Below are 24,446 nucleotides of genomic sequence, written 5' to 3'. Positions count from 1 at the left end.
CTGCCAGGGGCGGTACGGCTCGGGCAGGTCAGGCCAGGGCACACCCGTGCGGGCACGGAACAGCACCSCGTTGATCACCCTCCGGTGATCGGCCCACTGCCCACCTGGCCTGCCATTGACCGGCAATAACGGCTCGATCTTCTGCCACTGCGCATCACTCAGCTCATGCCGTCGCACCATGCAGGACACCTGCCCCGCACCACACCGATCCACCACCAAGAGCCATCAGAAACGGCCTAACGGTGCCGAACAGATCCTGCCGGAGGGAATCGGGTACGTGTTCCTGGAAGCGTTCCGCGGAGAGGAAACCGGCCCGGCCGACGCCAGCGCCCCGGAGCCACCGGCGGCCTGGGGTGAGGCGCACCGGGAGATGTATCACTTTTACCGGGAGGTGGTCGCGGGCGGACCGGCGGGGTTGGCGGCGCTCTGGCTGCTGCACCAGCCGGAACAGGCCCGGGAAGTCCTCGAATGGACAGTCGGCCATCCACAGCTCCTGAGCGGAGCGGGGGAGGGCCTGGCCCCCGACGGGATGCCCGACGAGGACAGCTGGGAGAGAACGCTGGCGCGGACACTCCGGGAGCTGAGCGGGGAAGAGCGTGGCTTCATCGGTGTCCGAATCGCACAGGTGCTGAGCACGATGGGAGTGCCGCAGGGCGATGAGGTACTGGAGAGGATCCAGACGGCCACGGTGGGAGGCAATTGAGCGGATGGCGTGCCGCGAGGTAACCGGGGCCTCCGCTGCCTGCATGGCGTGAGCAACCGGAGGCACACAGTGGGCGGGGCGGCGCGCGGCGTGCAGGCCGTTGTGTGCCCGCGGGCCGGGGTGCTGTCCTGGCGACGGGGAGAAGGAGATATCTTGATATCGAGACGATGTAAACGCGAGACGCGCAGACGCGAAGCGGAGTAGCGGTGACTGACTCGACCATCATTTATACGCACACTGACGAGGCCCCGGCCCTGGCGACCTATTCCTTCCTGCCCGTCGTCGAGGCCTACGCCTCGACGGCCGGTGTCGCCGTCGAGACCCGCGACATCTCCCTGGCCGGACGGATCATCGCCAGCTTCCCCGAGCGCCTGGCGGAGAACCAGCGCATCGAGGACGCCCTCGCGCAGCTCGGCGAGCTGGCCAAGACCCCCGAGGCCAACATCATCAAGCTGCCGAACATCTCGGCGTCCATCCCGCAGCTCAAGGCGGCCATCGCCGAGCTGCAGGAACAGGGCTACGCGCTGCCGGACTACCCGGACGACCCGCAGACCGACGAGGAGCGGGACGTCCGCGCCCGCTACGACAAGGTCAAGGGCAGCGCAGTGAACCCGGTGCTGCGCGAGGGCAACTCCGACCGCCGCGCCCCGGCCTCGGTCAAGAACTACGCCAAGGCCAACCCGCACCGCATGGGCGAGTGGAAGGCCACCTCGAAGACCAACGTCGCCCACATGGACGACGACGACTTCCGTTCCACGGAGAAGTCCGTCGTACTGGCCGAGGACGGCGCCCTGCGCATCGAGCTGCACGGCGACGACGGCTCGAAGGCGGTGCTGCGCGAGTCGGTGCCCGTCAAGGCCGGTGAGGTCGTGGACGCCTCGGTGATGCGCGTCGCGGTCCTGCGCGAGTTCCTCACGGCGCAGGTCGAGCGGGCCAAGTCCGAGGGCGTGCTGTTCTCGGTGCACCTGAAGGCGACGATGATGAAGGTCTCCGACCCGATCATCTTCGGCCACGTCGTGCGGGCCTTCTTCCCGCAGACCTTCGCCGCCTACGGCGACAAGCTCGCCGCCGCGGGCCTGACTCCGAACGACGGCCTCGGCGGTATTTTCAAGGGCCTGGAGTCGCTGCCGGAGGGCGAGCAGATCAAGGCCTCGTTCGACGCCGAGCTCGCCCAGGGCCCCGACCTGGCGATGGTGGACTCGCACCGCGGCATCACCAACCTGCACGTGCCCAGCGACGTCATCGTGGACGCCTCCATGCCCGCGATGATCCGCACCTCGGGCCACATGTGGAACAAGGACGACCAGGAGCAGGACACCCTCGCCGTCATCCCCGACAGCAGCTACGCGGGCATCTACCAGGCCGTCATCGAGGACTGCAAGGCCAACGGCGCCTTCGACCCGGCCACCATGGGTTCCGTTCCCAACGTCGGTCTGATGGCGCAGAAGGCCGAGGAGTACGGCAGCCACGACAAGACGTTCGAGATCCCGGCGACCGGCACCGTCCGCGTGCTGGACGGCGAGGGCACCCTCGTGCTGGAGCAGGCCGTCGGCGAGGGCGACATCTTCCGGATGTGCCAGACCAAGGACGTGCCGATCCAGGACTGGGTCAAGCTCGCCGTCACCCGCGCCCGCGCCACCGGCGACCCGGCGGTCTTCTGGCTGGACGAGACCCGCGCGCACGACCGGAACCTCATCGCCAAGGTGCGCGAGTACCTGCCGCTGCACGACACCGAGGGCCTGCGCATCGAGATCATGTCCCCGGCCGAGGCGATGACGTTCTCCCTGGAGCGCATCCGCCGCGGTGAGAACACCATCTCCGTCACCGGCAACGTGCTGCGCGACTACCTGACCGACCTCTTCCCGATCCTGGAGCTGGGCACCAGCGCCAAGATGCTGTCGGTCGTGCCGCTGATCAACGGCGGCGGGCTGTTCGAGACGGGTGCCGGCGGCTCGGCGCCCAAGCACGTGCAGCAGCTCGTCAAGGAGAACTACCTGCGCTGGGACAGCCTGGGCGAGTTCCTCGCGCTGGCCGTCAGCTTCGAACACCTGGCGCTCAAGACGGACAACGCGCGTGCCCGGATCCTGGCGGACACCCTCGACCGGGCCACCGGCACGTTCCTGGCCGAGAACAAGTCCCCGACCCGCCGGATCGGTGGCCTCGACAACCGCGGCAGCCACTTCTACCTCGCCCTGTACTGGGCGCAGGAGCTGGCGGGGCAGTCCGAGGACACCCAGCTCGCCGAGGCGTTCGCCGGCCTGGCCAAGACGCTGACCGAGCAGGAGCAGACGATCGTCGACGAGCTGGCGGCCGTCCAGGGCTCGCCCGCCGACATCGGCGGCTACTACCAGCCGGCTCCGCAGAAGGCGTCGGCCGTCATGCGCCCGTCGAAGACCCTCAACGAGGCGCTGGCGACGCTGAGCTGACGCGGTCGAAGCGGCCGACCACGCAGTGAGTGAGGGCCCCGGGTGCGGTATCGCCGCCACCCGGGGCCCTCGTCGCACCACTCGGCGGGCTCAGGTCCTGCGCCAGCGCGCCACCCCGAAGGAGTAGAGACCGAAGAGGCCCAGCCCCACCGCCACGACGACCAGCAGCCAGGGCCCCGCCGGGGTCTCGGTGAAGGAGCGCAGGGTGTCGTCCATGCCCCTGGCCTTCTCCGGCTCGTACGCGGAGGCGGCCCGCAGGAGGAAGACGCCCGCGGCGGCGAACACCAGACCGCGCGCCACCCCGCCCGCGACCCCCGTCACGTCGACGAACCTGCGCTCACGGCGCGGCATCTGCCCCGTCCTCAGCTGGTCGTGGTAGGTACGCAGCGCCGCCCGCCCGGCCATCACCACCCCGGCGACGACCACGCCGGCGCCCACCGCGCCCATCAGCCACTGCCCGGCGGGCAGCCCCAGCACCTCGGCCGTCACGTCCTTCGACTGCTTGTCGGACGCGCCGCTGCCGCTGCCGCGGTCGCCGACGGCGAACGCCAGCACCGAGTAGGCGACGAACCCGTAGAAGACACCCCGCGCCGCGGACAGCAGTCGCTTGTGTGCCTTGTGCCCCTCGGGTTCGGTGACGCCCCACACGGCCTCGGCCAGCCGCCACAGCGCCATCCCCGCCAGCGCCAGGCCCAGCGCCCACAGCACGAGCGCCCCGAACGGCCTGCCCGCCACCTCCTGCAGCGCCCCGCCGCGGTCCGCCTGCCCGCCGCCCTTCTTCCCGTCGGCGAACGCCACCTGGAGCGCCAGCACGCCGACCAGCAGATAGATGAACCCGCGCCCCACGAACCCGGCCCGCGCCGCCCAGCCCAACGCGGGCCGCGCCCTCGCCTTCGCCCGCACGGTCGCCTTCCGCGCGCCGCCGCGTCCTCGGACACCGGGTACGGACATGTCCATCGGGCCCTCCCTCTTCGCTCCTGCCGAGCGGGTGCCCCGTTTCCCGGCGAACGCAACGGGGCGGCCTGTGAGGAGCGGTCCGGCGACGGGGGCCGCGGCCGGGACGCCCAGGGTGCACGTGCGCCGGCGGAAGTGCCCGCCGTCCTTCTCGGGCACTCCGTGAAGGACGGGTTGTGTAGCCTGCCTGGGGCGTATCCCGTTACGTCGCCATCTGCGTGGGCAGCACGGTCACGGTGAATGTTCCGCTGTCCTGATGATTCGAAGGTCCGTCGTCATCGTGGTAACCCGACGGCATGCACACGGCACGCGACACCCAGGAAAACGGAGGCGTGGTGACGGTTATGTGTTTCCCGCCGAAGCTGAACGACTGAACACGGTTCCACGGAGCGGAGTGATATGTGGCGAACTCAGCGGACACGGTGGGCTGAGGTGGTGGCACGTCGAGCATGCGAAAGGCGCTCTTTCGATAAGAGGGTGTTCTCCTGCAAGTCGCAGTGAGAGCCCGAGCGTAAAGGAGACCACCTAAGTCGATCAAGCTCGCTTGTCGTTGGGTTGCGTTTGTGCAAGCCTTTCCCGTATACGGGCGGCCTTTGACGCGTCGAGACCTTCGAATATGCCAATGGCATTTGCCCACAGGGATTTCGCTTGTTCTGGTTGCCCTCTGGCCACCAACAGTTCGGCCAAGGCGTCCAGCGTGCGGGCCTCCTCCTCCGGAGCCCGAAGCATCCGGGTGAGGGCCAACGCTTCTTCGAGGCTGCGTTGGGCATTACCCGGGCGACTGAGGTGACGCTGTGCGGTGCCCAGACCGCGGAGCGCTTGGGCCTCCTCCAGGCCGGCTCCGATGTCGCGGGCCAGCGTCAGTGCCTGCCTGTGCTGACCGGCTGCTTCCCGGTGCTGAGCGGCTTCGCCGAGTACGTCGCCAAGTGCGATACGAGTAATGGTCTCGTTTCTACGGTCTCCAAGCTTCTGGAAAGAGCTGAGAGCCTTTTCGTAAAGATCTAGAATGGTGCTCATCTCTGCCGGGGCGATGAGGGTGCTACCGAGATTGAGCTGGGCCATGGCCTGCTCCGATCGGCTCCCCGACTCGATGGCGATCTCCAGCGAGCGAGAAAAGAAACGGCGTGCTGATTCTTTGTCTCCCGTGTGCAAGTGGGCGTCTGCAAGGTTGTTGAGTGCTTGCGCCTCTCCTCGTACATCACCGATTTCACGGAAGGCCAGGAGGGCTTCCTGGAAAAAACGGAAGGAAGAGTTGTAGTGGCCAAGGTGCAGATGGGCGATTCCCATGTTGTTGGTGCTTCGAGCCTGGTTCCACTGGTCTCCTGTCCGTATGCGTATTTCTAGGGCTTCCCTCTGCACATCCAGCATTTTGTGGTATTCGGCACGGTGCCAGTGGAGTATTCCCAACTGATGAAGGGCTTCGGCGGTGCACTCGGGGTCTTGCGTTTGCCGGGAGAGTGAGAGAGCTCGCCGGCCCGTTGCTTCAGCCGCCTCGTACCGCGCCGCGTGGGCGTGCGTAACGCTGAGATCGATCAGCGCCAGCGCTTCCGCCCGGTTGGCGCCCTGCGCGTTCCAGTGGCGTGCCGCATGGTGATGCATCTGCTCCGCCTCGTCCCAGAGCCCTTCGCTGTCCAGGAATGCCGCCAGTATGTGCGCCAGCTCGGCGGCTGTGCCAGGGGAGCCGTGCGTGCGTGCGTGATACTCGGCTGCGATCAGAGCCGGGCCCTCGGTGAGCAGCCAGTTCCTCGCCTCCTGGGAGTCGAACAGCGGGGGCAGCATGGAGGAGGATGCGGCGGTGTGAATGGCGAGGCGGGTGCGCCTGGGGTGGGCTCGAGTGTCGGCATCCAACGCGGCGGCGCGGTAGAACTCGACAAGACGTCTCACGGCGCCGGTTTCTTCCTCGCTGTTCCTGTGGGCGAGGGTGAGAGCATATTCTCCGAGCAGATCGTGGAAGCGGTAGCGTTCCGGCGCGGGTTCGGTCAGCAGATTCGAGTCCAGCAGCGCCTCAAGCAACCGCTCCGCGTCGGCGATCGGCTCACCGACGAGAGCAGCGGCCGCGTGCGTGCCGAAATCATGGCCGAAGTGCAGGCCCAAGCGCCGGAAGGCGGCCTGCTGCTGCCGTGTCAAAGTCCGGTAGGAGAGTTCGAAAGCCCGGTCCAGTCCGGCGTCCCGGTCCCGGATCTCCGCCAGTTTGCTATGGCTTCGGGACAGCTTGTGCGCCAGGTGCCGAGTGCTCCATGTGGGTCGGGAGCGAAGCCGGCTGGCGGCCAATTCGATCGCCAGCGGCAGATGCCCGCACATTTCGACGACGTCGACCGTCCCGTCTGCGTCCCGGGCCCGTTCGGCACCGGCGAGCCGGGAGAACAGCGCCACGGCGTCCTTCTGCGGAAGGACGTCGACGAACAGGGGGCGTACGGCCGGGATGCCGGACAATCGCTGCCGACTGGTGACAATCACCAGTGACGGGGAGTCGAGAGGAAGGAGCGGGCGGATCTGTTCGGGGCCCGCCGCGTCGTCGAGGATCACAACGGTACGGCGTTCGCGCAGCAGGCTGCGCCACAGGCTGGTCCGTTCTTCCAGCCGCTGCGGGATGTCGCCGGGGGCAAGACCTAGGGATCTGAGGAGCGACCCGAGCGCGGCGGACGGAGCCAGTGGCTGCCTGTCGGCAGAGTGCGCTTGAAGATCGATGTAGAGACGCCCGTCCGGGTACGCGTTCGTTAAAGCGCGAGCGGCGTGGAGAGCCAGGAGCGACTTCCCGATCCCCGCCATGCCCGAGACGCTTTGCACGGCGATAACGGTGCCGTCGGGGAACGGTTCGCGCAGTGCGGCGAGCTCCTGGTTTCGCCCTACGAGGTCCGAGTGGGCGGGGAGGTTGTCGAGCGGAGTGGGGTGGTGGGTCGAGCGGTGAGTTGCTGGTGCAAGTATTTCCTGCATCGAAGCCCGACGAAGGATCAAACGATGTAGGCGATTGAGGGACTCTCCGGGGTCGATGCCCAGCTGCTCTTGCAGTTCTCTGCGGAAGTCGACGTACAGGCGCAACGCGTCTGCCTGTCTCCCAGAGCCGTAGTACGCGGTCATGAGGTGTTCGGCGACGGTTTCGTTGGTCGGCTGCCGCCGAAGGAGAAGTCGCAGCTCACTCGCCGGCTCCTCGAACTTCCCGCATTGCAGCTCCAGCGCGGCCTTTTCGATACGGATCGCCAGCCGCCTCGTCTCCAGGCTCGCCCGTACTTCCTCGGCCCAGGCGCCGGTCAGTCCCGCGAGGGGCTCACCGCGCCAGAGGGCTTCCGCCTCACGCAGCGTGTCCAGTCTGCGAGCAGTCGACAGGTCGTGGGTGTCCCGGGCCCGCGCGGTCAGGCGTTGGTAGCGGTGGAAGTCTACGAAGTCGGGCGCGAGTTGCAGTGTGTATGTGTGCGCGTGCTGGACGAGGAGGGGACGGTCGAACGTCTGCCGGAAACGGCGTCGCAGCCTGGCCGCGTACGCGTGCAAGCTGGCATGCGGCTTGGCCGGCGGGTCCTCGTCCCAAAGCCGGTGTACGAGGGTGTCCGACGAGACGGCCCTCCCCACATCGATCGCCAAAGAGGCGAGCAGCGCGCGTTCTTTGGCCGACCCGAGTGAGTCATAGTGTCTGGCCACCTGAAGGCCCACGGGCCCGAGGATGAGGATATTGAAGTCCACCAGCGTTCCCTTCGCCGGTTCGACTTGTTCTCCCTTGCCGGAGATGCCAGAGCGGGCTTATTTCTCCTCGGTTGAGGATGGCAGGCCAATGCGCGTATGGCCAGGACTCTTCCCTTGATCGCACCGGCTGGCCAAAAAACGTCGTCGTGAGTGTCGTTGTTGCTTGTCATCGACACGGATGGGTAGCACTCGTTTTGATCAGGGCCTTGATTACCGCGTTCCGATATGACGGGAGGGGTCGGATGCGAGCGATTACGGTTTCGGATCTTACCGATGCCTTGACCACGGCTGTCCGAAAACCGTCCACCTGGAGTGACCTTTCGCAACTGATCAACGATGTAGCCGAAGGCCCGGTGGACCTCCTATTCGCGGCCATGGTGGCCCTTGAATCGGAACCGGCGAGTCGGTCCCGTGCAATTGCATTCGCCGAGGCGTTGCTCAGCCGAGCGCGTCGTCACTCCGCATTCGCTTCCGTTCTGAGTGGTTGGATGCGGGATCGCGCCGTGGCCGCGCAGGGTGACCGGAGCGCGTGTGCCCGGGAGACCCGGAACGTCGTTGAGAGCAGTCTGCTACGCGGAACTGTGGTTCAGGCTGCTGAGATACATGGTGGCGTACATGTCCGGACGGATCCCTCCCCGAGGACGCCGGTTCCGCAGCAGTTGCTGCCGGTACCCGCGGACTTCGTCGACCGGGACACCGACCTTGCGTCACTGCATCGGGCCCGGACTGAGCACCGCGGCGACTCCGGCCTGATCGTCGCGGTGACGGGACCAGCAGGTGTGGGGAAGACGGCGTTGGTGTCCCGCTGGCTGACGAGCATCGCCATGGGATACCCAGACGGTCAGCTCTACGCGGACCTGGGCGGACACTCGCTCAATGGCCGGCAGTTGCCCAGCGACGTCCTGGGAAGGTTCCTGAGGTCTTTGGGGTGCACCCAAGTGCCGGCGGAGCTGGCGGAGATGGCGGCCCTGTGGCGTTCCCTGACCGCAGGCCGACAACTGGCGGTCATGCTGGACAATGCGTTGAGCGCAGCCCAGGTCCGCCCCTTGCTGCCGGGCGGGAGCGGCAGCCTGGTGGCTGTGGTCAGCCGCAGGAAGTTGACTGGGCTCGCCCTCAACGGTGCGGTGTTCCGCGCGTTGGACGTACTCGGGCCCAAAGCGTCGATGGAGTTGTTCCGCCGTCGTGTCGGGGATTGCCGAGCCTCGCAAGACCCCGCATCGGTCCGGCTCATAGCCACGTTGTGCGCCGGCTTCCCGCTGGCAGTCTGTGTTGCCGCAGCACGTGTAGCCGCCCGACCTCGACACAGTGTGGCTGCCGTGGCCGGAGCGATGACGGCGGACGCGCACCGTCTTGATTCGCTCCGCGTGGACGGAGACGCGGTGGTGGAGTCGGCGTTGGATGACTCCTACCGCACTTTGACGGACGAGGTGGCGCGCACGTACAGACGCTTCGGCGTCCTCCCTGTTGACGTCTTCGGCGTCGACGCCGCCGCAGCCGCTTGCGCTGTCAGCCGCACGGAGATGTCGCGGTTGTTGGACGAACTGATGGAGGCCAGCCTTGTGGAGGACGCCGGGGAAGGTCCGGCTGCGGAGCCCAGATATCGGTTGCACGATCTGATCCGTCTGCACGCCCTCCGCAGGTTTGACAGGGAAGAAGGGGCGAGGACTTCGGCGGAGGTCGTCCGAGGCTGCCTTGAGTGGTACTTGGCGACTGCTACGGCTGCACGGATCTTGTTGGCTCCGACCCATCGCCGGATGCGTCGGGACTACAGCATTTCGCCCGTCCGGAAACGTGACTTCGACAGCCCTGAGGCCGCTCTCGAATGGATGAACGCGGAAGGTCCGAGTTTGATGCGCCTGGTCCGGCTCGCCTCGGAGCGGGGGTGGAGCGACATGTGCTGGCAACTGGTCGACGCCATGCAGCCGTGGTTCCTGCGTTCGCGGCCCTACGACCTGTGGGTCGAGTCTCATCGGCTCGGTCTGGCCGCAGCCCGGCATGCCGGTCACACACAGGGCGTCAGCCGGATGCTCACCACGGGTGGCAGTGGCCTGTACAACGCCGGTCACCTCGACGAGGCACTCGACTGGTTTACTTTGGCGCGGGATGACGCAGGCGACCGCTGCGACCGCCGTGCGGAGGCGCAGGCGCTGCACGGCCTGGGCCAGACGCACCGGCTGGCCGGTCGGTTGGAGTTGGCTGCGACGTTCTTCACCGAGGCCCTCGGCATCCGGCTGGCCATCGGATACCGCAGGGGGGCAGCCCTCTCCCGCCTCTGCCTGGGAGATGTGGCTCTCGCCGACGACCGGCCTGATGAGGCCCGGCTGTGTCTGGCGAGAGCCCGAGCGGAGTTGCTGGTTTGCCAGGACCGGTACGACGCCGCACGAGCGCTGGCCTTCCTGGGCCGCGCCCACGCTCATGCGTCCTTACGCCAGCCCGACGAGGCTGTACGCCTGCTTGCCGCTGCCTTGGACGAGTTTCGCGCCGCGGGCTCAGTGCACTGGCAGGCGCGGGTTCTGGAGATGCTTGGGCAGACAGCACAGGAGTACGGAGACGCTGACGCAGCCACGCGACACTTCCTGGAATCCCTTCACCTCTACCGACCTGTCAGCCCGAGGGACACCGAGCGACTGGAGGAGCGCCTCCGGAAGCTGAGGATCGGACGATCAGACGGGTGACCCCTCAGATGCACCGCCTGCAGCCGGTCGAGGGCGAGGCCCTGGGTCAGCCAGGCATGCACGGCTGTGACGAGTCGACGGTGTTCCTCCGGTCTCAATCCGGTGCGACCGGTGAGCAGGAGTCGACCTCCGTTCCTGCACATCACGTGACACCACGCATCTTGATGCCCGAAACCCGGGGAGCGAAGGGAAACACACAGGCACCCTGGATACCGTCCCAGGAGCGCGGTGGGGGAATGCGTCGCGGTTCCGTAGAGAACGTCGGCGTACTCACGCTCTCTTTCCGCCGCCCTGCTGTCGAGGTCCACGCTCACACAGGTGTCAACCGACGGCGTGAACGTGGCCCGACGGACCATAGTCACCATGAGGCGTCTCCTCGCGCCGAGCCGAAAGCTGTCCAGGATCCGTCCAGCGGGAGCGGCATGGGCAGCGGGGGCGTGACTGGAGGAAAAGCGGGCTGTCCCAGGCCCAGCACTCGGTACAGCAGGCGGCGGAAGTTCTTGCCGGCGCGTCCGGGCTCCGAAGAGAGCCGGGCTGCTATGCGGGCGTACTCCTCCGGTACGTACTCGTTTTCCGCGTAAGCGAGCTGGTCGGTGAGAGGGCGGCTTGCCGAGAGTGCAGGCGCGGTCAACGCCAGCTCGAGGCCGGGAGACGCTGGGTTGGCGTCGCGGTGAGGGAAGTGAGTCATCACGATCGGAGCACCCGTCATCGTGCCGTAAAGCGTCACGGAGCCGTAGTCGCCGATGATGCAGTCGGCGGCTATCAGAGGCGGGCGCCAGTCGGCCTCCGGGGGCAGGACCGTGAATCCGGCGTCCCGGCAGCCCGTAAGCCATGCGCGCACCTGCCAGGCGCCGTAACGAGACCAGACGTTGGGGTGGACGAGTAGGGCGACCCGGAAATCATCCCGCGGCAACTCGGCCAGGAGCCGGGGGAGCAGGGCTCCGATCCGGTTGAACGACGACGTTTCCCCCCCACGTGGACGAAACGAGGACGAGTTTCTGACCGGGTGCCAGGCCCAGTGCCGCCCGATAGTCACCTCGCAGCGGCAGACTCTGCAGAATGCGGTCGTAGCACGGGTCGCCGGTGACCGTGGCGATGGGCAGCGCTTCCGGGCACCACCGCTCCAAAGCGGCGAGGTCGTCCCGGTGGGCCAGTGCGACTGCTCTGGGCACGACCTTGCCTCGCCAGGTCAGAAACCCCTTTCCCGTGATACCGCCCGGAGCGCGCGTCTCGCCGTAGGGGACGTCTTCCACACGGGCAAGCTTCATGTGGCCCGCTCCGTGGGAGACGCGTACCAAGGGGGCCCGCAACTGCTCGACCCCCTTCGACCCGGCGGCCAAAGCCAAGTCGTACTCCGTTCGTACGGCTTCTTCCCAGCTGACTACCGTGGCCCCGAGCGCTCGCAGAAAGTGAGCGGCACCCGTGTTGAAGGGGTGCGGGGCAACCGTGAACGTCACCTCGAACCGCAGGTCTGCCTCCAACAGCGGCAGCAGGTCCTGAAGCCGCTTGCCGTACACCTCTGTGTGCACGACGACCAGTACCCTCTTGCCCTCGGGCAGCGTGGCCCACGTGCTGGTGGCTCCTTGCGCAGAGCTTGCTTTGCCGACGTCCTGCACGGACATTCTCTCCCCCATGTCCTCGGCGAATGCTGCGAGGACGGGCTGCCCGTCAGGGGGTACGGAAACCTTGCCGCCTCCTTGATGTCTTCTTGCAGCGTCACGACGGAGACGCCGCTGGCGCTGGGGGCCGGTTCGGAAGCGTCACCGGCTCAGGGGGTGACGGGTGCCAGGTGGGTCAGAGGCCGCAGTCGCAGCAACTGCAGCACTCACAGCATTCGCAGCACTCGCATTTCTCGCAGCAGCCCGAGCGCTTCTTGCGGGACCAGGGGCCCTCGTACTCGTCGGCGCAGCACAGCTTGCAGGTGCAGCACAGGCCGATGAAGGCGGCGCAGCCGGCCCAGAAGCCGCGCGGGGGCTTGCGGCCCCGATGTCCGCCGGGGGCGCCCGAGTCGCCGGCTCCGTCCGAGCCGCCGCCCCAGCCGCCCCGGCCGTCCCCGCCACCGTCGGGCGGCACCGGGCCGCCGCCGCCCGCGTACGGGTTCTGCCGGCCGTTGAGGTGCTGCGGGGCCTGACCGTAGGGCGCCTGGCCGCGGGCCGGGGAGCCGTAGGGGGTCTGGTCGTACGGATTCTGCGCGTACGGATTCTGACCGTGAGGCCCGTGAGGCCCGTGAGGCCCGTGAGGCCCGTGAGGCCCGTGGGGTCCGGGGTCGTACGGGTTCTGCTGGTACGGGTTGCCGCTGCCGTCGTACGGGCCCGGCGCCGGGCCGGGCCCCGGGTGGGCGCACCGGGTGGTGCCGAACGCGCGGTCGACCGCGCGGGGCAGTTCGTGCACCAGCAGCACGTGGGCCAGCGCGGCATCGGCGAAGTCCACGTCGCGCAGCGCCAGGCGGATGCCGTGCAGGGCGTCGTCGCACAGGCGCCGCGCCTCGGCCACGGTCGAACCGGTCGCCGTCAGAGGGTTCCAGGCGCCCTCGGCCGCGTCCTGGAGGCGGTCCTCGACCGCGTCCAGGAGGTGGGCCAGGCGTCCGAAGAGGCGGCCCGCCTCGGCCAGCGGTGCGGCGTTGCCCGGCTTGCCGGCGAGCGCCGCGGTATGGGCGAAGGCCGCCGCCGTGGCGGTCTCGGTCGGCTCGGTCACCGTCGTCAGCGGCGTGCCGGGGCCCGCGGCGCGCTCGACCGCGGTCTGCCGGTCCACGGCGTCCACCAGGACAGCCGTGTCGAAGCCGAGCGTGCCGCCCGCGCGGGCGCCGGCCCTGTCCCAGCCCGCCGCGATCCGACGCGCGGCGGCGGCCACGGGACGGCGGCGCAGCAGACCGTTCCGGTCGGCTATGTGATCCCGTACCTTCGCCGAGGCCAGCACCAGCGAGACGGAGGCGGCCAGCCGCGCGCCCTCGCCCTGGGCGACGGACGCGGTGCGCATGCCGCGCAGCGGGCAGGGGCCCGCGGTGCGGCGGGCCGCGTCGGTGCGGCCCGTCTGCGCGTCGGTGAGGACGGAGACGAGGAGCCCGTCGTAGTTGGTCACCACCCGCGCGAACTGCCCGTGGTCGCCGCGCAGCGCCAGGCACAACCCGCACAAGTGGGCCATCCACTCGGCCCGCAGCCCCTCGGACAGCCGGTGCTGACACGGCCTGACGATTCCGAACACGAGATCCCCCGTACGTATGACACACCTGCCGTGGCGCCCGGGCAGTGCGGCGATCGTATCCAGCCGCCCGGCACGGCCGTCCATCCTGTCCCGCACGTGTGCACGAAACCTCGCCCCGGCCCTCACACCGCTGGTGCACCATGGTGGGCATGTCAAGTGTGCTCATCCTCGGGTTCGACCCGCACGTGGTACCGGGTACGGACGGCGAAGCGCTGGGGGCGGAGCTCGACGCGGAGTTGGCCCGGTTCGCCGACCACTCGCTCGACGCGTCGGTTGCGCTCCTGCCCGCCGACGCGTCCGCCGTCTCCGCCGCTGTCGCCGCGCTGACCGAGCGGGACTGGGACGTCGTCGTCATCGGAGGCGGCATCCGCAAGCCGGAGGCCGCGCTGCTCTTCTTCGAGCAGGTCGTCAACCTGGTCCGCGAACACGCTCCCGGCGCGGCCCTGGCCTTCAACTCCGGTATCGGCGACACCTTCGAGGCGGCCCGGCGCCGCCTGCCCGCCTCGCCCGCCTCGCCCTGACGGCGCGACGGAAAACCAGGTGCCGGCCGCCTGCCCCAGTGTTACGTTCACCGGCATGAAGCGCGCCCCGCGCAGTGCCGACGCACGCATTGCCCCGACGACGACGCCGGAACCCGCCCCGGCGCGCTGAGTGACGTACTGAACGACGAAGCCCCGGGCCGAGCGCCCGGGGCTTCGTCGTGGTGGCGGCCCCACGGGGCGGCTCGGCCCCCGAAGAATCAGGGAGCCTGGGTGAACACCGCACGCCACGACCACCGCCGCCTCGGCCGGGAGTTGGCCCTCTTCGGCACCGATCCGCTCATCGGCGCGGGACTGCCGTACTGGCTGCCGGACGGTGCGGCCGTCCGGCACGCCGTGGAGGAGTACATCCGGGAGGCCGAGCGCCGCGCCGGATACCACCACGTGTACTCGCCGGTGCTCGGCAAACGCGAGCTGTACGAGATCTCCGGGCACTGGTCGCACTACGCCGACGACATGTTCCCGCCCATGGACCTGGGCGACGGCGAACAAGTGGTGCTGCGGCCCAGCCTGTGCCCGCACCACGCCGTCCTCTACCGCTCCCGCGCGCACAGCCACCACGAGCTGCCGCTGCGGTTCGCCGAACTCGGCGGCATGTACCGCTCCGAGCTGTCCGGCGTGCTGGGCGGGCTCACCCGGGTAAGGGCGATCCAGCTCAACGACGCCCACATCTTCTGCACTCTCGACCAAGTGGCCGACGAGGCGCATGCCGCGCTGCAGATGATCCGCGACGCCTACCGTGCGCTGGGCATCTCCGCCGCCCGCTACCGCCTCTCGCTGCCGGGGCCCGGCGGCAAGTACGTGGCGGCGCCCGACAAGTGGCGCCGGGCCACCGCTGTGCTGGCCGACGTGCTGGAGCGGGCCGGGCTGCCGTACGAGGCGGTCGAGGGCGAGGCCGCCTTCTACGGGCCGAAGATCGACGTGCAGGTCGCGGACGCGGCGGGCCGAGAGGCGACTCTGTCCACCGTCCAGGTCGACTTCCACCAGCCGGAACGCTTCGATCTGCGCTACGTCGGCGCCGACGGCGCCCGGCACCGCCCCGTCATGGTGCACCGCGCCGTCATCGGCAGTGTCGAGCGCGCCGTCGCCCAGCTGATCGAGGTGCACGGGGGTGCCTTCCCGGCTTGGCTGGCCCCCGTCCAGGTGCTCGCTGCGCCGGTCTCCGACGCGCAGGTTCCCGAGGCCGGCGACTTCGTGCGCCGCTGCCGCGAAGCGGGGCTGCGCGCCCGGCTCGCAGGACCGGAAGCGGGCAGTCTCTCCGCCCGGATCCGCGCCGGACGGCTCGTTCCGTACCAGGCGGTCGTTGGGGAGCGCGAGGCCGCTGCCCGCACCGTCGCCCTGCGCCTGCGCGACGGCCGCCGCCTGGCCCCGATGCCGGCCGACGAGGCGCTCGCGCGCCTGTCAGCGCGCGTCGAGGCCCACAGCACCGAGCTGTGGGAACAGCCCTAGGCTGGCCGTGAGCCATGGGACTGGCCGTGAGCCACGGGAGGGTAACGCATGACGACATGGGGCCTTGTGAGGGAGGCGAGCAGCGGGGCGGGGCAGCACAAGTACCTGCTGCCGGAGCTGCTCGGACACTTCGACGGGACCCGCGAGGAGGCGCTGGCCGAGTTGCGGAGCCGCGCGCGGCGCTACGAGCCGTCGCGCCCGTGGAACCCCAAGCGGCGTCGGCTGTTCAGGGAGCGGGACGGTTACCTGCTGGTGGTGACCGGGTCCTGGGAGTCCTTCTGCACGCGGTTCTCGGTCGCGGAACTGGTCGAGGACTCCGACGCACCACAGGAGACGGCGGTCTCGGACCGGACCGTGCCGGAGCCCGAACCGGCGCCCGCCCCCTCGCCGGAGCGGTACACCGACGGGGTGCCGGTGAAACCGGCCTGGCTGGGGCGTACCGACCTGCCCTGAGGACGAGCCGGGCGGTGGGGACGTGCCGGGCGTGGGGCAGGAGCCGGGCGGAAGCGCCGGGTGCGGGGGAGGTGCCGGGCGGCGTGGCGGGGCGGTCTGCGGCGCCCGGGGGTCACCGGGCCGGGGCGGTCTCCGGCGCCCGGGGGTCACCGGGCCGCGTAGGCCCGCAGGCGGTCCGCACGCGGGGTGAGGCAGCAGCTGGCGCAGCGGACCGCCTCGGCGCTGGTGTAGTAGAGGCAGCAGGTGTTGCGGAGGTAGTGGAGGCGGCGGCTGCCGTCGCGGTGGGTGACCTCGGCGAGGTCCCCGAGCCGGGCGAGCCGGGGGAGGGGGCGGACGAACTCCGTCCACAGGGCGGCAAGTTCCCTGCTCTCGCAGGGAGCCGCCGCGCTCAGCGCCGTCGCGCAGCCGTGCGCGACGCCGCCGTACAGCTGCCGCAGCCCCGCCCTGGTGGCACCGTGCAGCGCGCGGGCGAGCGGCAGCAGATGGGTGTGCAGCACCGCCTCGCGGAGCGCGGCCAGTGTGGCGGCCCGCTCCCGGGCGGGGGCCGCGAGCAGCCGCGGCTCGCGTATCCGCACCCCCGCGATGCCGTGGCTGCCGGGACGCACCAGCACGTTGTGCGGCCGTACGTCCCACACGCCGCCGTCCAGTACCCAGCCCAGCATCGCCGCCGCTGTCACCCGCCCCGCGTAGACGGCGATGAGGGTGAGGGCCGCCGCGTGCGCGCTGCGGTGGCCGCTGCCCTGCCACTCGGCGTCGAGCAGGCGCCGCAGTTGAGGGCTGGAGCACGTGTCACCGTGGCCGCCGGGGGAGCCGCCGCCGCCGGTGGTGCCGCCGGTGCTGCTGCCGGTGCTGCCGGTGCTGCCGCCGGTCAGCAGCCGGTCGGCGGGCAGCCAGTCGCCCGACCGGGCCTCGGCTTGTGGCGGTTCGCCCGGCAGCATGTGGTAGCGCGGGCCGTACGCGGACGCGAGATCGGTCAGCGCGGACAGCGCGGTCAGCTCGTCGACGGGTACGGGACCGCCAGGGGCGCTCATCGGTGTGCGTCCTCCAGATCCGGCGGCAGGTAGACCACGGTCGGCGCCCCGGTACGGGGGTGGACGCGCACCTCGGCGCGGACTCCGTACACCCGGTCGAGCAGCTCTTCCGTCAGGACGGTGCCAGGCGGCCCCGCCGCCACCACCCGCCCGGCGTCCAGCACGTACAGCCGGTCGCAGAAGTAGGCGGCGAGGTTGAGGTCGTGCAGGGCGAGGAGTCCCGTGGCGGGCAGGTCGCGTACCAGGGACAGCAGCTCCCACTGGTAGCGCACGTCCAGGTGGTTGGTCGGTTCGTCCAAGGCGAGCAGCGCCGGGCTTTGGGCCAGCGCGCGGGCCACCAGGACCCGCTGCCGCTCGCCGCCGGACAGCGACTCGAACGGACGCGCGGCCAGTGCGGCGGCACCCGCCCGCTCCAGCGCCTCGCCCGCCTGGGCGGCGTCCCGCGCGGTGTCGCCCTCCCAGAACCGCTTGTGCGGGGAGCGGCCCATCGCGACCACCTGCCGTGCGGTCAGCCCGAATCCGCCGCCACCGTCCTGCGGTACGGCCGCCACCTTGCGGGCCCGCGCCTTGGCGTGCAGTGCCGCGGCGTCGTCGCCGTCGAGCAGGATCCGGCCCCGCGTGGGGCGCAGCGTGCCGTACACGCACCGCAGCAGGGTGGTCTTGCCGCTGCCGTTGGGGCCCACGATCCCGACGGTCTCGCCGGGCCGCGCCTCCAGCGTCACCCTGTCGAGGAGGGCACGCCCCTGCTCCACCTCGTAGGTAACCTCCTCGGCGTGCAGCGCGCAGGCCCGCGTCATGCCCACGCCCCCTCGCCGCGCTGGGAGCGGCGCAGCAGCCACAGGAAGAACGGGCCGCCGGTCAGCGCCGTCAGCACGCCGACGGGGATCTCCTGCGGGGCCGCGACCGTGCGGGCGGCCAGGTCGGCCAGCACCAGGAAGGCGGCGCCGCCCAGCGCCGCGACGGGCAGCAGGGCGCGGTGCGCCGCGCCGACGGCCATCCGGGCCGCGTGCGGCACCATCAGGCCGACGAACCCGATGGAGCCGCTCACCGTCACCAGCACCGCCGTCACCAGGGACGCCAGGACGAAGGCGGCGGCGCGGAAGCGGCCCACCTCCAGGCCGAGCGTGGTGGCGCCCTCCTCGCCGGCCAGCAGCAGGTCCAGCGGCCTGGCCAGCGCCAGCAGCAGCACCAGCCCCGCCAGCAGCACGAGCGCGGGCAGCGCCAGGGTGTTCCAGCGGGCCTGTCCGAGCCCGCCCAGGGTCCAGAAGAGGAGGGCGCGCAGGTGTTCCTTCTCCGAGGAGGTCACCAGCACCAGGCTGGTCAGCGCGGAGAGCACGTACTGCACCGCGACCCCGGCCAGCACCAGCCGCCCCGTCGTCATCGTGCCGCCGCGCCGCGCCATGGCGTACACGACCAGCAGCGCCACCATCGCCCCGGCGAACGCGCCCACGGACATCGAGACCGCGCCGATCCCGAACACGACGACGAGCGCGGCGCCCGTCGAGGCGCCGGAGGAGATGCCCAGCAGGTAGGGGTCGGCCACCGGGTTGCGTACCAGTGCCTGCAACACCGCGCCCACCAGGGCGAGTCCGGCGCCCACGACGGCTGCCAGCAGCACCCGGGGCAGCCGCACGTCCAGCACGATCGTGGTGAAGGGGCCCGGGCCTGAGCGGCCCGTCAGCGCCGCCAGCACCTCGCTGACGGGGATGCGCGCCGAGCCGAGGGCCAGTCCGGCGACGGCGCCCGCGAGCAGTACGGCGGTCAGCGCGGCGCACACCAGGGTGCGCCGCAGCGGTGAGGTGCGGGGCACGGGCTCAGGCACCCTTCCGCCGCGGGTGGAGTTGGCGCGCCAGGTCGTCCACCGCGTCGGGGACGCGCGGGCCCAGCACCGCGGAGGAGAGCGGCAGCACCGCGAACCGCTTGTGCTTGATGGCGGGCACGTCGGCCAGCGCCGGGTCCCGCAGCAGCCGCTTCTTCTTCTGCGCGAGGGTCGTCCCGCCGTAGTCGTAGATCACCACGACGTCCGGCTTACGCTGCACGACCTTCTCCCAGGAGACGTCGGCGAAGGGCTTGTCGACGTCCGCGAAGACGTTGCGGGCGCCGGCCCGGCGCAGGATCTCGTTGCCGATGCCGGCGCCGCCCGCGGTGAACGCCGAGCCCTCGCCGCTGTCGTAGACGAAGGCCCGCGTCTTCTCGGTGCCCTCCAGCCGCTTCGCGGTGGCGGCCAACTGCTCGTCCTGCGCTTCGATGAGGGCCTCGCCGCGCTCGGGCACGCCGAAGACGCGGGCCACCTGGCGGATCTCCCTGTGGAGGGTCGCGATGTCCGCGTGCTCGGTGCACGACTCCAGGTTGAGGCGCGTGGGGACGCCGCCCTCTTCGAGCGCCGTACGGTCGCGGCCCTCCGTCTTGTCGAAGGCGCTGGCGTAACCGCCGTAGACGAAGTCGGGGTTGGCGGCCAGCAGCACCTCCTTGGAGGGGTACTTGCCGGCCAGCACCTCCACGTCGTTGTACGCCTTGCGGTAGCGGGGGAGGATCTCGTCGTCCAGGTAGGCGGTGCCGGCCATCCTGTCCTGCAGGCCGAGGGCGAGCAGGATCTCGGTGACGTGCTGGTTCATGGTCACGGCCCGCTCCGGCGGCGCCGTGAAGGTCGTCTTCACGCCGCAGTTGGTGACCGTGTAAGGGAACCCCGCGGGAGAGCCCTTGCCCGTGGCGCCGCCGGCACGGGTGCCGCTCCCGCACGCGGCCAGCGGTATCAGCAGCAGCGCGGTGAGCAGTACGCGCGCCGCGCGTCCCGCACCGGCCCGCCTGGTCGCGGCACATGCCGCGCCCACCCGCCTGGTCGCGGCGCGTGCCGCACCCACCCGCCTGGTCCGGATCATGAGGCCTCCTCGGCTGTCTGCCCAGGTTCCGTCTCGTCCTCGGGCAGGAACCGCACCGAGGGCCGCCCGCCCGGGCCTTCGGCGGTCACCACCGAGCGCACCCCGTACACCCGGGCGACCAGTTCCTGGGTCAGCACCCGGCCCGGCGGCCCCGCCGCCACCGCCCGCCCCTGGCGCAGCACCACCAGGTGGTCGCAGAACATCGCCGCCAGGTTCAGATCGTGCAGCGCGACCACACTGGTGACCGGGCTGCGGGCGACGAGGGCCAGCAGCTCCAACTGGTGCCGCACGTCCAGGTGGTTGGTAGGCTCGTCCAGCAGGAGTTCGCTCGGCCGCTGGGCCAGCGCGCGGGCGATCTGCACCCGCTGCCGCTCGCCGCCCGAGAGGCTGTGCCAGGGCTGGTCGAGCCGGTCGGTCAGCCGGGTGTGCTCGACCGCTTCCCGTACGGCCGCCTCGTCCTCGGCCCCGGGCCCCGCCCAGGCGCCGCGGTGCGGGATACGGCCCAGCCGCACGACGTCCTCGACGGTCAGCTCGACACCGGTCTCGGCGTGCTGCTCGACCACCGCCACCCGCCGTGCCACGGCCCGGCGGCCCACCTCGCGCAGCGGCCTGCCGTCGAGGGTGACCACTCCCGAGGCGGTGGCCCTGATGCCGGCCAGCAGCCGCAGCAGCGTCGACTTGCCCGACCCGTTGGGGCCCAGCAGCCCCACCGTCTGGCCGGGACGCGGATCCAGGCTCACCCCGTCGACGACGAGCCGCCCGCCGGCCCGCCACGTCACGTTCCGCGCGCTCAGACTCACAGGCCCGCCCCCGCTGTGCCGTGGGCGCTCCGGCCGCGCCGCCCCCGGTGCAGGATGAGCACGAACGCCGGCACGCCCAGCAGCGAGGTCGCCACCCCGACGGGCAGCTCGCGCGGGGCCAGCAGGGTGCGCGCCGCGGTGTCCACCCACACCAGGAACAGGGCGCCCAGCAGCGCGGTGACGGGCAGCAGCCGCCGGTGCGCGGGCCCGGTCAGGGCGCGCGCCGCGTGCGGCAGCACCAGCCCGACGAAGCCGATGGCGCCGGCCGAACTGACCAGGACGGCCGTCAGCAGTGCCGTCACCAGCAGCAGCGCCAGCCGCATCCGCCGCACCCGCACGCCCAGCGCCGCCGCCGCCTCGGGCCCGAAGGCGAAGGCGTCCAGCGCGTGGGCCCGCGCCAGGCACACCGCCAGGGCGAGCGCCAGCGCCCCGGCGCCCACCGCGACCTCCACCCAGCTCGCGGAACCGAGCGAGCCCAGCAGCCAGAACAGCACACCGCGGGTCTGCTCGGCGTCGGCGGAGAGGAAGACGATCAGTGAGGTCAGCGCCGAGAAGAGCTGCATGGCGGCGATGCCCGACAGGAGCACGCGGTCCGTCGTACCGCCCGAGGTGTGCGCGAGCAGCAGCACCAGCGCGAAGGAGAGCGCGGCGCCGACGAAGGCACCCGCCGACAGGGAGAGCGCGCCGCCGCCCACGCCGAGGACGACCACGCTCACCGCGCCGGTGGAGGCGCCGGAGGAGACGCCCAGCACGAACGGGTCGGCGAGCGGGTTGCGCAGCAGCGACTGGAGCACCGCACCGCACAGCCCGAGACCGGCACCGCACACGGCGGCCAGCAGCGCGCGGGGCAGCCGCAGTTCCCACACGATGCCCTCGCGGATCGGGCTCAGCCCGGCGTCCGCCCCGCCCAGTCGCTCGACGACGACGCGCCACACGTCGGCCACGCCGATCCCCGCCTGCCCGACGGTGATGACCAGCGCGACCGACAGCGCACAGACCGCCGCCCCGAGGGCGCACACGAGGGCGGTGCCCCGCCCGCTGCGCAGCGCGAGCGTCCACCGCCGGGAGCGCCGCGCACCCGGCGCGGCCGACCGCGGGATTGGCCCTGCGGTCACTTCGCGGGCTCCGTGAGGTGGAGGTTCCGCAGACCGCGTGCGACCTTCTCCACCCCTTCGACGGTGCGGATCGAGGGGTTCATCGCCGCGCCGGGCAGCAGGACGTACCGCTTGTGGCGCACCGCCGTCATGTGGCGGGTGACCGGGTCGGACTCCAGCTTCTCGATCTTCGCCTTCGCCGTCTCGGCGGTCTGGTTCTTGCGGGTCAGGTCGCCCAGGACGATGACGTCCGGATCGCGGTCGGCCACGGTCTCCCAGCCGACCTGCGGCCACTCGTTGTGGGTGCCGGCGAAGGCGTTCTCGGCCCCGACCGCCCGCGTGATGACGCCGGGCGCCCCGCAGCAGCCGGCCACGTACGGGGACTCGGAGTTGGCGAACCAGTACAGGACGGAGGTGCCGTGCGCGTCCACGCCCTCGGTGGCCTTCGTCATCCTGGCCCGGAGCTCGGCGACCAGCTTCTCGCCGCGCTCCTCGACACCGAACGCCTTCGCCAGGTCGCGGACCTCGCCGTAGACCGTGTCCATGGTCAGCGGCTCGCGGCGCGCTCCGTCGCCGTTCGTCCCGGACTTCTTGGCGCAGTCGGCGGGGGAGAGGTAGGTGGGCACGCCCAGGTCGGTGAACTTCCCGCGCGGGGCGACGCCGCCCTTGTCGAGGGTGGCGGCGAACGAGGCGGTCACCAGGTCGGGCTCGCCGGCGAGCACCTTCTCCATGGCCGGGTAGCCGTCGGCCAGCCGCTCCACCTTCGCGTTCTCCTTCTCCAGCCCCTTCATCACCGGGTCGGTCCAGGTGCCGGTGCCCGCCATGCGGTCCGCGAGGCCGAGGGCCAGCAGGATCTCGGTCGATCCCTGGTCGAGCGAGACGGCACGCCGCGGGCGGTGCTCCAGGGTGACCTCGTGCCCGCAGTTGTGCAGCGTGCGCGGATAGCCCGCTTCGGCCTTGCCCGAGGCGGCCCCCGGCGAGGGCGTCGTCCCGCAGCCCGTGACGGCCGGCAGGAGGGTGAGGGCGAGGGCGAGAACCGCGGCCCGCAGGGCCCCACGGCGCGTTCGGCGCATGGCCAGCTGTGTCCTTCTCCGTCATAAGGCTCAGTCGCGGAGCCCGGCGTGCCACCGCCTCCGAGGTCCCGGAGTGCGGGTGCCAGCAGGTTTTCGGACTCGGGACTGTCGGAGTGTGCGCCTTCCCAGGGACCGCGCCCCAGTGGCCTCGTGCACACCCCAGTCCCACACCGCTGCGCGTCAGCTCCGGATTCGCACCGGATTCCCTGACCCGTTCAAGGGTTTGACTGGCGGCTGCAACGTACCACGCGGCCAGCGGGGCGGAGTAAGGGGGCGTTAGGGGGCGCTAGGGGGGAAAGGAGGAGAAGTGGCAAAAGGGACCCCGGGGCTTTGCCCGGCCCCGGGGTCCTGGGTGCCGTTCGTTCGCACGTCCCCAGCGGTTGATGGGCGGATCGTTCGGCGATGTCCTCGCGTGGAGCCACTCCACCACGGCCGCACGAAGAACGGCCGGCCGGGTTCGAACCGGCGTCTCGAGGTCGTCACCGCCCCGGTTGCCGGACGATGAACGGCGATGCTGAGCGTGGAGCGAGAGGTTGAGACTGACCGGGGCCTGACTGTGGCAGTGCCGCCGGGGGTTCACACATCAGCTTCAGTTTCAGCTTTGCGCTCCTGGCGCACCCCGGGCGGCAAGAGTCTGAATCTTTGCCCGGGGAGTCGGTGGGTGTCGGTGCGCGCTCGGCGCACCGACGCGGTCAGGAGAAGTGCTCGGGAGAAGTGCTCAGGAGAAGAGGTAGCCGAAGACGGCGTCTCCGACGCGCTGGTCGGTCACCTCCGTGGCGTTGGCCTCCTCGCGGGCGAACTTCACCGCGGCGGAGAGCTTCTCCAGCCGCTCCAGCAGCTCGTTGACGCGCCGCGCGGGAAGGGCGCCGGAGTACTTGACCGTCGTCCAGTACCCGACGGGGATGTCCTCGTAGTAGACCTCGACCTGGGCCGGGTGCTTCTCGGTGGCCTCCGCCTTGACGTGGTTGCGCGGCACCTTCTTGGTGCGGACCGTACGGACCTGCTCGGTCTTCCACCAGTCCGTGGACGGGTCCTGCTCCCAGGCCTCCGCGCCGTCCAGCACGGGCAGCCTGCGCAGGAAGGTGCCCAGTTCACCGAGCTGCTTCTCCAGGAACAGCAGGTAGGAGACCGGCACCTCGGCGAGCACGGTGCGCCCGTCGACGACGATGTCCGCGCGGGCCGTGAGGTTCGACCAGTCCTTCGTCGCCGTCACGTCGAACAGCCGCGTGAGGATCTTCGCCGTTTCCTTCAGCACATCCTCGGCCTTGACCTGCACCCGCGTCGACTCCGGCGGAAGCTGCTCGCCCTCTTCGTCCTTGGGCTGGTACGTACGCGAGATACCGGCGAGCATCTGCGGCTTTCCCAGCCCGTGCTGCGCCTGCGCCAGGTCCTGGGCCACCTTGGACTTGACGCCCTTCTCGACTGCGATGATCTGATTCAGCTTCGCCACGTTCGTGAACCTAACAGCCCAACCTCCGTGCTCACCACGGGTTT

20 protein-coding genes and 1 riboswitch are annotated in these 24,446 nt (G+C 70.6%); of the genes, 6 read left to right on the top strand and 14 right to left on the bottom strand.

Going from position 1 to position 24,446, the window contains the following annotated elements; translation table 11 throughout:
• On the bottom strand, positions 1-180 hold a 180-nt coding region (locus AB8Z75_RS04205; protein ID WP_369199978.1), incomplete at its 3' end, for a transposase.
• Here AB8Z75_RS04205 and AB8Z75_RS04200 point away from each other — a divergent pair.
• Together AB8Z75_RS04200 and AB8Z75_RS04195 are read left to right on the top strand one after the other, a co-directional pair.
• A complete protein-coding gene (locus tag AB8Z75_RS04200; protein ID WP_369199977.1) occupies positions 179-703 on the top strand; it encodes a hypothetical protein in 525 nt (174 codons plus the stop codon). The genes AB8Z75_RS04205 and AB8Z75_RS04200 overlap by 2 nt on opposite strands.
• A gap of 206 nt (positions 704-909) precedes the next feature.
• Entirely contained in the window at positions 910-3,129 is a 2,220-nt protein-coding gene (locus AB8Z75_RS04195; protein WP_369199976.1) for an NADP-dependent isocitrate dehydrogenase, read from the top strand.
• A 90-nt stretch (positions 3,130-3,219) separates the two neighbouring features.
• Here AB8Z75_RS04195 and AB8Z75_RS04190 read toward each other — a convergent pair whose 3' ends face one another.
• Positions 3,220-4,086 carry a DUF1206 domain-containing protein gene (locus tag AB8Z75_RS04190; RefSeq protein WP_369199975.1) on the bottom strand — a complete coding sequence of 289 codons (867 nt, stop codon included), beginning with the start codon at positions 4,084-4,086 and terminating at the stop codon, positions 3,220-3,222.
• Positions 4,087-4,617: 531 nt separating this feature from the next.
• The gene (locus AB8Z75_RS04185; RefSeq protein ID WP_369199974.1) at positions 4,618-7,758 is read right to left on the bottom strand and encodes a tetratricopeptide repeat protein; all 3,141 of its coding nucleotides are present in this window, start codon (positions 7,756-7,758) and stop codon (positions 4,618-4,620) included.
• Positions 7,759-7,835: 77 nt separating this feature from the next.
• On the opposite strand from AB8Z75_RS04185, the gene AB8Z75_RS04180 reads away from it, so the two are divergent.
• The gene (locus AB8Z75_RS04180; RefSeq protein WP_369199973.1) at positions 7,836-10,433 is read left to right on the top strand and encodes an NB-ARC domain-containing protein; all 2,598 of its coding nucleotides are present in this window, start codon (positions 7,836-7,838) and stop codon (positions 10,431-10,433) included.
• 358 nt (positions 10,434-10,791) lie between these two features.
• Here AB8Z75_RS04180 and AB8Z75_RS04175 read toward each other — a convergent pair whose 3' ends face one another.
• The 3 genes from AB8Z75_RS04175 to AB8Z75_RS04165 form a co-directional block, all read right to left on the bottom strand.
• Entirely contained in the window at positions 10,792-11,346 is a 555-nt protein-coding gene (locus tag AB8Z75_RS04175) for a hypothetical protein (protein ID WP_369199972.1), read from the bottom strand.
• Positions 11,333-12,055, bottom strand: a complete 723-nt coding sequence (locus AB8Z75_RS04170; RefSeq protein ID WP_369199971.1) for a hypothetical protein — start codon at positions 12,053-12,055, stop codon at positions 11,333-11,335. Before AB8Z75_RS04170 ends, AB8Z75_RS04175 begins: the two co-directional genes overlap by 14 nt.
• A gap of 172 nt (positions 12,056-12,227) precedes the next feature.
• Positions 12,228-13,634: a DUF5685 family protein gene (locus AB8Z75_RS04165; protein ID WP_369199970.1), complete on the bottom strand. Its 1,407-nt coding sequence runs from the start codon at positions 13,632-13,634 to the stop codon at positions 12,228-12,230.
• A gap of 149 nt (positions 13,635-13,783) precedes the next feature.
• Between AB8Z75_RS04165 and AB8Z75_RS04160 the strand changes: the two genes are divergently transcribed.
• The 3 genes from AB8Z75_RS04160 (at position 13,784) to AB8Z75_RS04150 (ending at position 16,075) form a co-directional block, all read left to right on the top strand.
• Positions 13,784-14,155, top strand: coding sequence for a hypothetical protein (locus AB8Z75_RS04160; protein WP_369199969.1), 372 nt, complete (start codon positions 13,784-13,786; stop codon positions 14,153-14,155).
• Positions 14,156-14,386: 231 nt separating this feature from the next.
• Positions 14,387-15,622 carry a threonine--tRNA ligase gene (gene thrS / locus AB8Z75_RS04155; protein WP_369199968.1) on the top strand — a complete coding sequence of 412 codons (1,236 nt, stop codon included), beginning with the start codon at positions 14,387-14,389 and terminating at the stop codon, positions 15,620-15,622.
• Between the two features lie 48 nt (positions 15,623-15,670).
• The gene (locus AB8Z75_RS04150) at positions 15,671-16,075 is read left to right on the top strand and encodes a hypothetical protein (RefSeq protein WP_369199967.1); all 405 of its coding nucleotides are present in this window, start codon (positions 15,671-15,673) and stop codon (positions 16,073-16,075) included.
• A 146-nt stretch (positions 16,076-16,221) separates the two neighbouring features.
• On the opposite strand, the gene AB8Z75_RS04145 is transcribed toward AB8Z75_RS04150, so the two are convergent.
• The 8 genes from AB8Z75_RS04145 to AB8Z75_RS04110 all read right to left on the bottom strand — a co-directional run bounded on the left by AB8Z75_RS04145 (position 16,222) and on the right by AB8Z75_RS04110 (position 24,402).
• Complete coding sequence (locus AB8Z75_RS04145; RefSeq protein ID WP_369199966.1) at positions 16,222-17,106, bottom strand: (2Fe-2S)-binding protein; 885 nt, start codon at positions 17,104-17,106, stop codon at positions 16,222-16,224.
• Positions 17,103-17,903 carry an ABC transporter ATP-binding protein gene (locus AB8Z75_RS04140; RefSeq protein WP_369199965.1) on the bottom strand — a complete coding sequence of 267 codons (801 nt, stop codon included), beginning with the start codon at positions 17,901-17,903 and terminating at the stop codon, positions 17,103-17,105. The genes AB8Z75_RS04145 and AB8Z75_RS04140 overlap by 4 nt, the downstream gene beginning before the upstream one ends.
• Positions 17,900-18,916 carry a FecCD family ABC transporter permease gene (locus AB8Z75_RS04135; RefSeq protein ID WP_369199964.1) on the bottom strand — a complete coding sequence of 339 codons (1,017 nt, stop codon included), beginning with the start codon at positions 18,914-18,916 and terminating at the stop codon, positions 17,900-17,902. The genes AB8Z75_RS04140 and AB8Z75_RS04135 overlap by 4 nt, the downstream gene beginning before the upstream one ends.
• Before the next feature lie 4 nt (positions 18,917-18,920).
• The gene (locus AB8Z75_RS04130) at positions 18,921-19,985 is read right to left on the bottom strand and encodes an ABC transporter substrate-binding protein (RefSeq protein WP_369199963.1); all 1,065 of its coding nucleotides are present in this window, start codon (positions 19,983-19,985) and stop codon (positions 18,921-18,923) included.
• Complete coding sequence (locus AB8Z75_RS04125) at positions 19,982-20,764, bottom strand: ABC transporter ATP-binding protein (protein WP_369199962.1); 783 nt, start codon at positions 20,762-20,764, stop codon at positions 19,982-19,984. The genes AB8Z75_RS04130 and AB8Z75_RS04125 overlap by 4 nt, the downstream gene beginning before the upstream one ends.
• A gap of 17 nt (positions 20,765-20,781) precedes the next feature.
• Positions 20,782-21,831, bottom strand: a complete 1,050-nt coding sequence (locus tag AB8Z75_RS04120; RefSeq protein ID WP_369199980.1) for a FecCD family ABC transporter permease — start codon at positions 21,829-21,831, stop codon at positions 20,782-20,784.
• A 65-nt stretch (positions 21,832-21,896) separates the two neighbouring features.
• On the bottom strand, positions 21,897-22,952 hold the full coding sequence (locus AB8Z75_RS04115) for an ABC transporter substrate-binding protein (RefSeq protein WP_369199961.1): 1,056 nt from the start codon (positions 22,950-22,952) through the stop codon (positions 21,897-21,899).
• Between the two features lie 66 nt (positions 22,953-23,018).
• Positions 23,019-23,199: riboswitch (cobalamin riboswitch) on the bottom strand.
• 471 nt (positions 23,200-23,670) lie between these two features.
• Complete coding sequence (locus tag AB8Z75_RS04110) at positions 23,671-24,402, bottom strand: hypothetical protein (RefSeq protein ID WP_369199960.1); 732 nt, start codon at positions 24,400-24,402, stop codon at positions 23,671-23,673.
• Positions 24,403-24,446 lie beyond the last annotated feature (44 nt).

This window comes from Streptomyces sp. PU-14G (genome assembly GCF_041028275.1).
Classification (GTDB): domain Bacteria; phylum Actinomycetota; class Actinomycetes; order Streptomycetales; family Streptomycetaceae; genus Streptomyces.
The sequence above is the reverse complement of the archived record's forward strand: the minus strand, read 5'-3'. Positions and strand labels throughout refer to the sequence as shown.

Coding starts and splice junctions, on each gene's coding strand:
- AB8Z75_RS04200 (WP_369199977.1), top strand. CDS start 179: ATGCAGGACACCTGCCCCGCACCACACCGATCCACCACCAAGAGCCAT.
- AB8Z75_RS04190 (WP_369199975.1), bottom strand. CDS start 4,086: ATGGACATGTCCGTACCCGGTGTCCGAGGACGCGGCGGCGCGCGGAAG.
- AB8Z75_RS04180 (WP_369199973.1), top strand. CDS start 7,836: ATGGCAGGCCAATGCGCGTATGGCCAGGACTCTTCCCTTGATCGCACC.
- AB8Z75_RS04170 (WP_369199971.1), bottom strand. CDS start 12,055: ATGTCCGTGCAGGACGTCGGCAAAGCAAGCTCTGCGCAAGGAGCCACC.
- AB8Z75_RS04160 (WP_369199969.1), top strand. CDS start 13,784: ATGTCAAGTGTGCTCATCCTCGGGTTCGACCCGCACGTGGTACCGGGT.
- AB8Z75_RS04150 (WP_369199967.1), top strand. CDS start 15,671: ATGACGACATGGGGCCTTGTGAGGGAGGCGAGCAGCGGGGCGGGGCAG.
- AB8Z75_RS04145 (WP_369199966.1), bottom strand. CDS start 17,106: ATGAGCGCCCCTGGCGGTCCCGTACCCGTCGACGAGCTGACCGCGCTG.
- AB8Z75_RS04140 (WP_369199965.1), bottom strand. CDS start 17,903: ATGACGCGGGCCTGCGCGCTGCACGCCGAGGAGGTTACCTACGAGGTG.
- AB8Z75_RS04130 (WP_369199963.1), bottom strand. CDS start 19,985: ATGATCCGGACCAGGCGGGTGGGTGCGGCACGCGCCGCGACCAGGCGG.
- AB8Z75_RS04115 (WP_369199961.1), bottom strand. CDS start 22,952: ATGCGCCGAACGCGCCGTGGGGCCCTGCGGGCCGCGGTTCTCGCCCTC.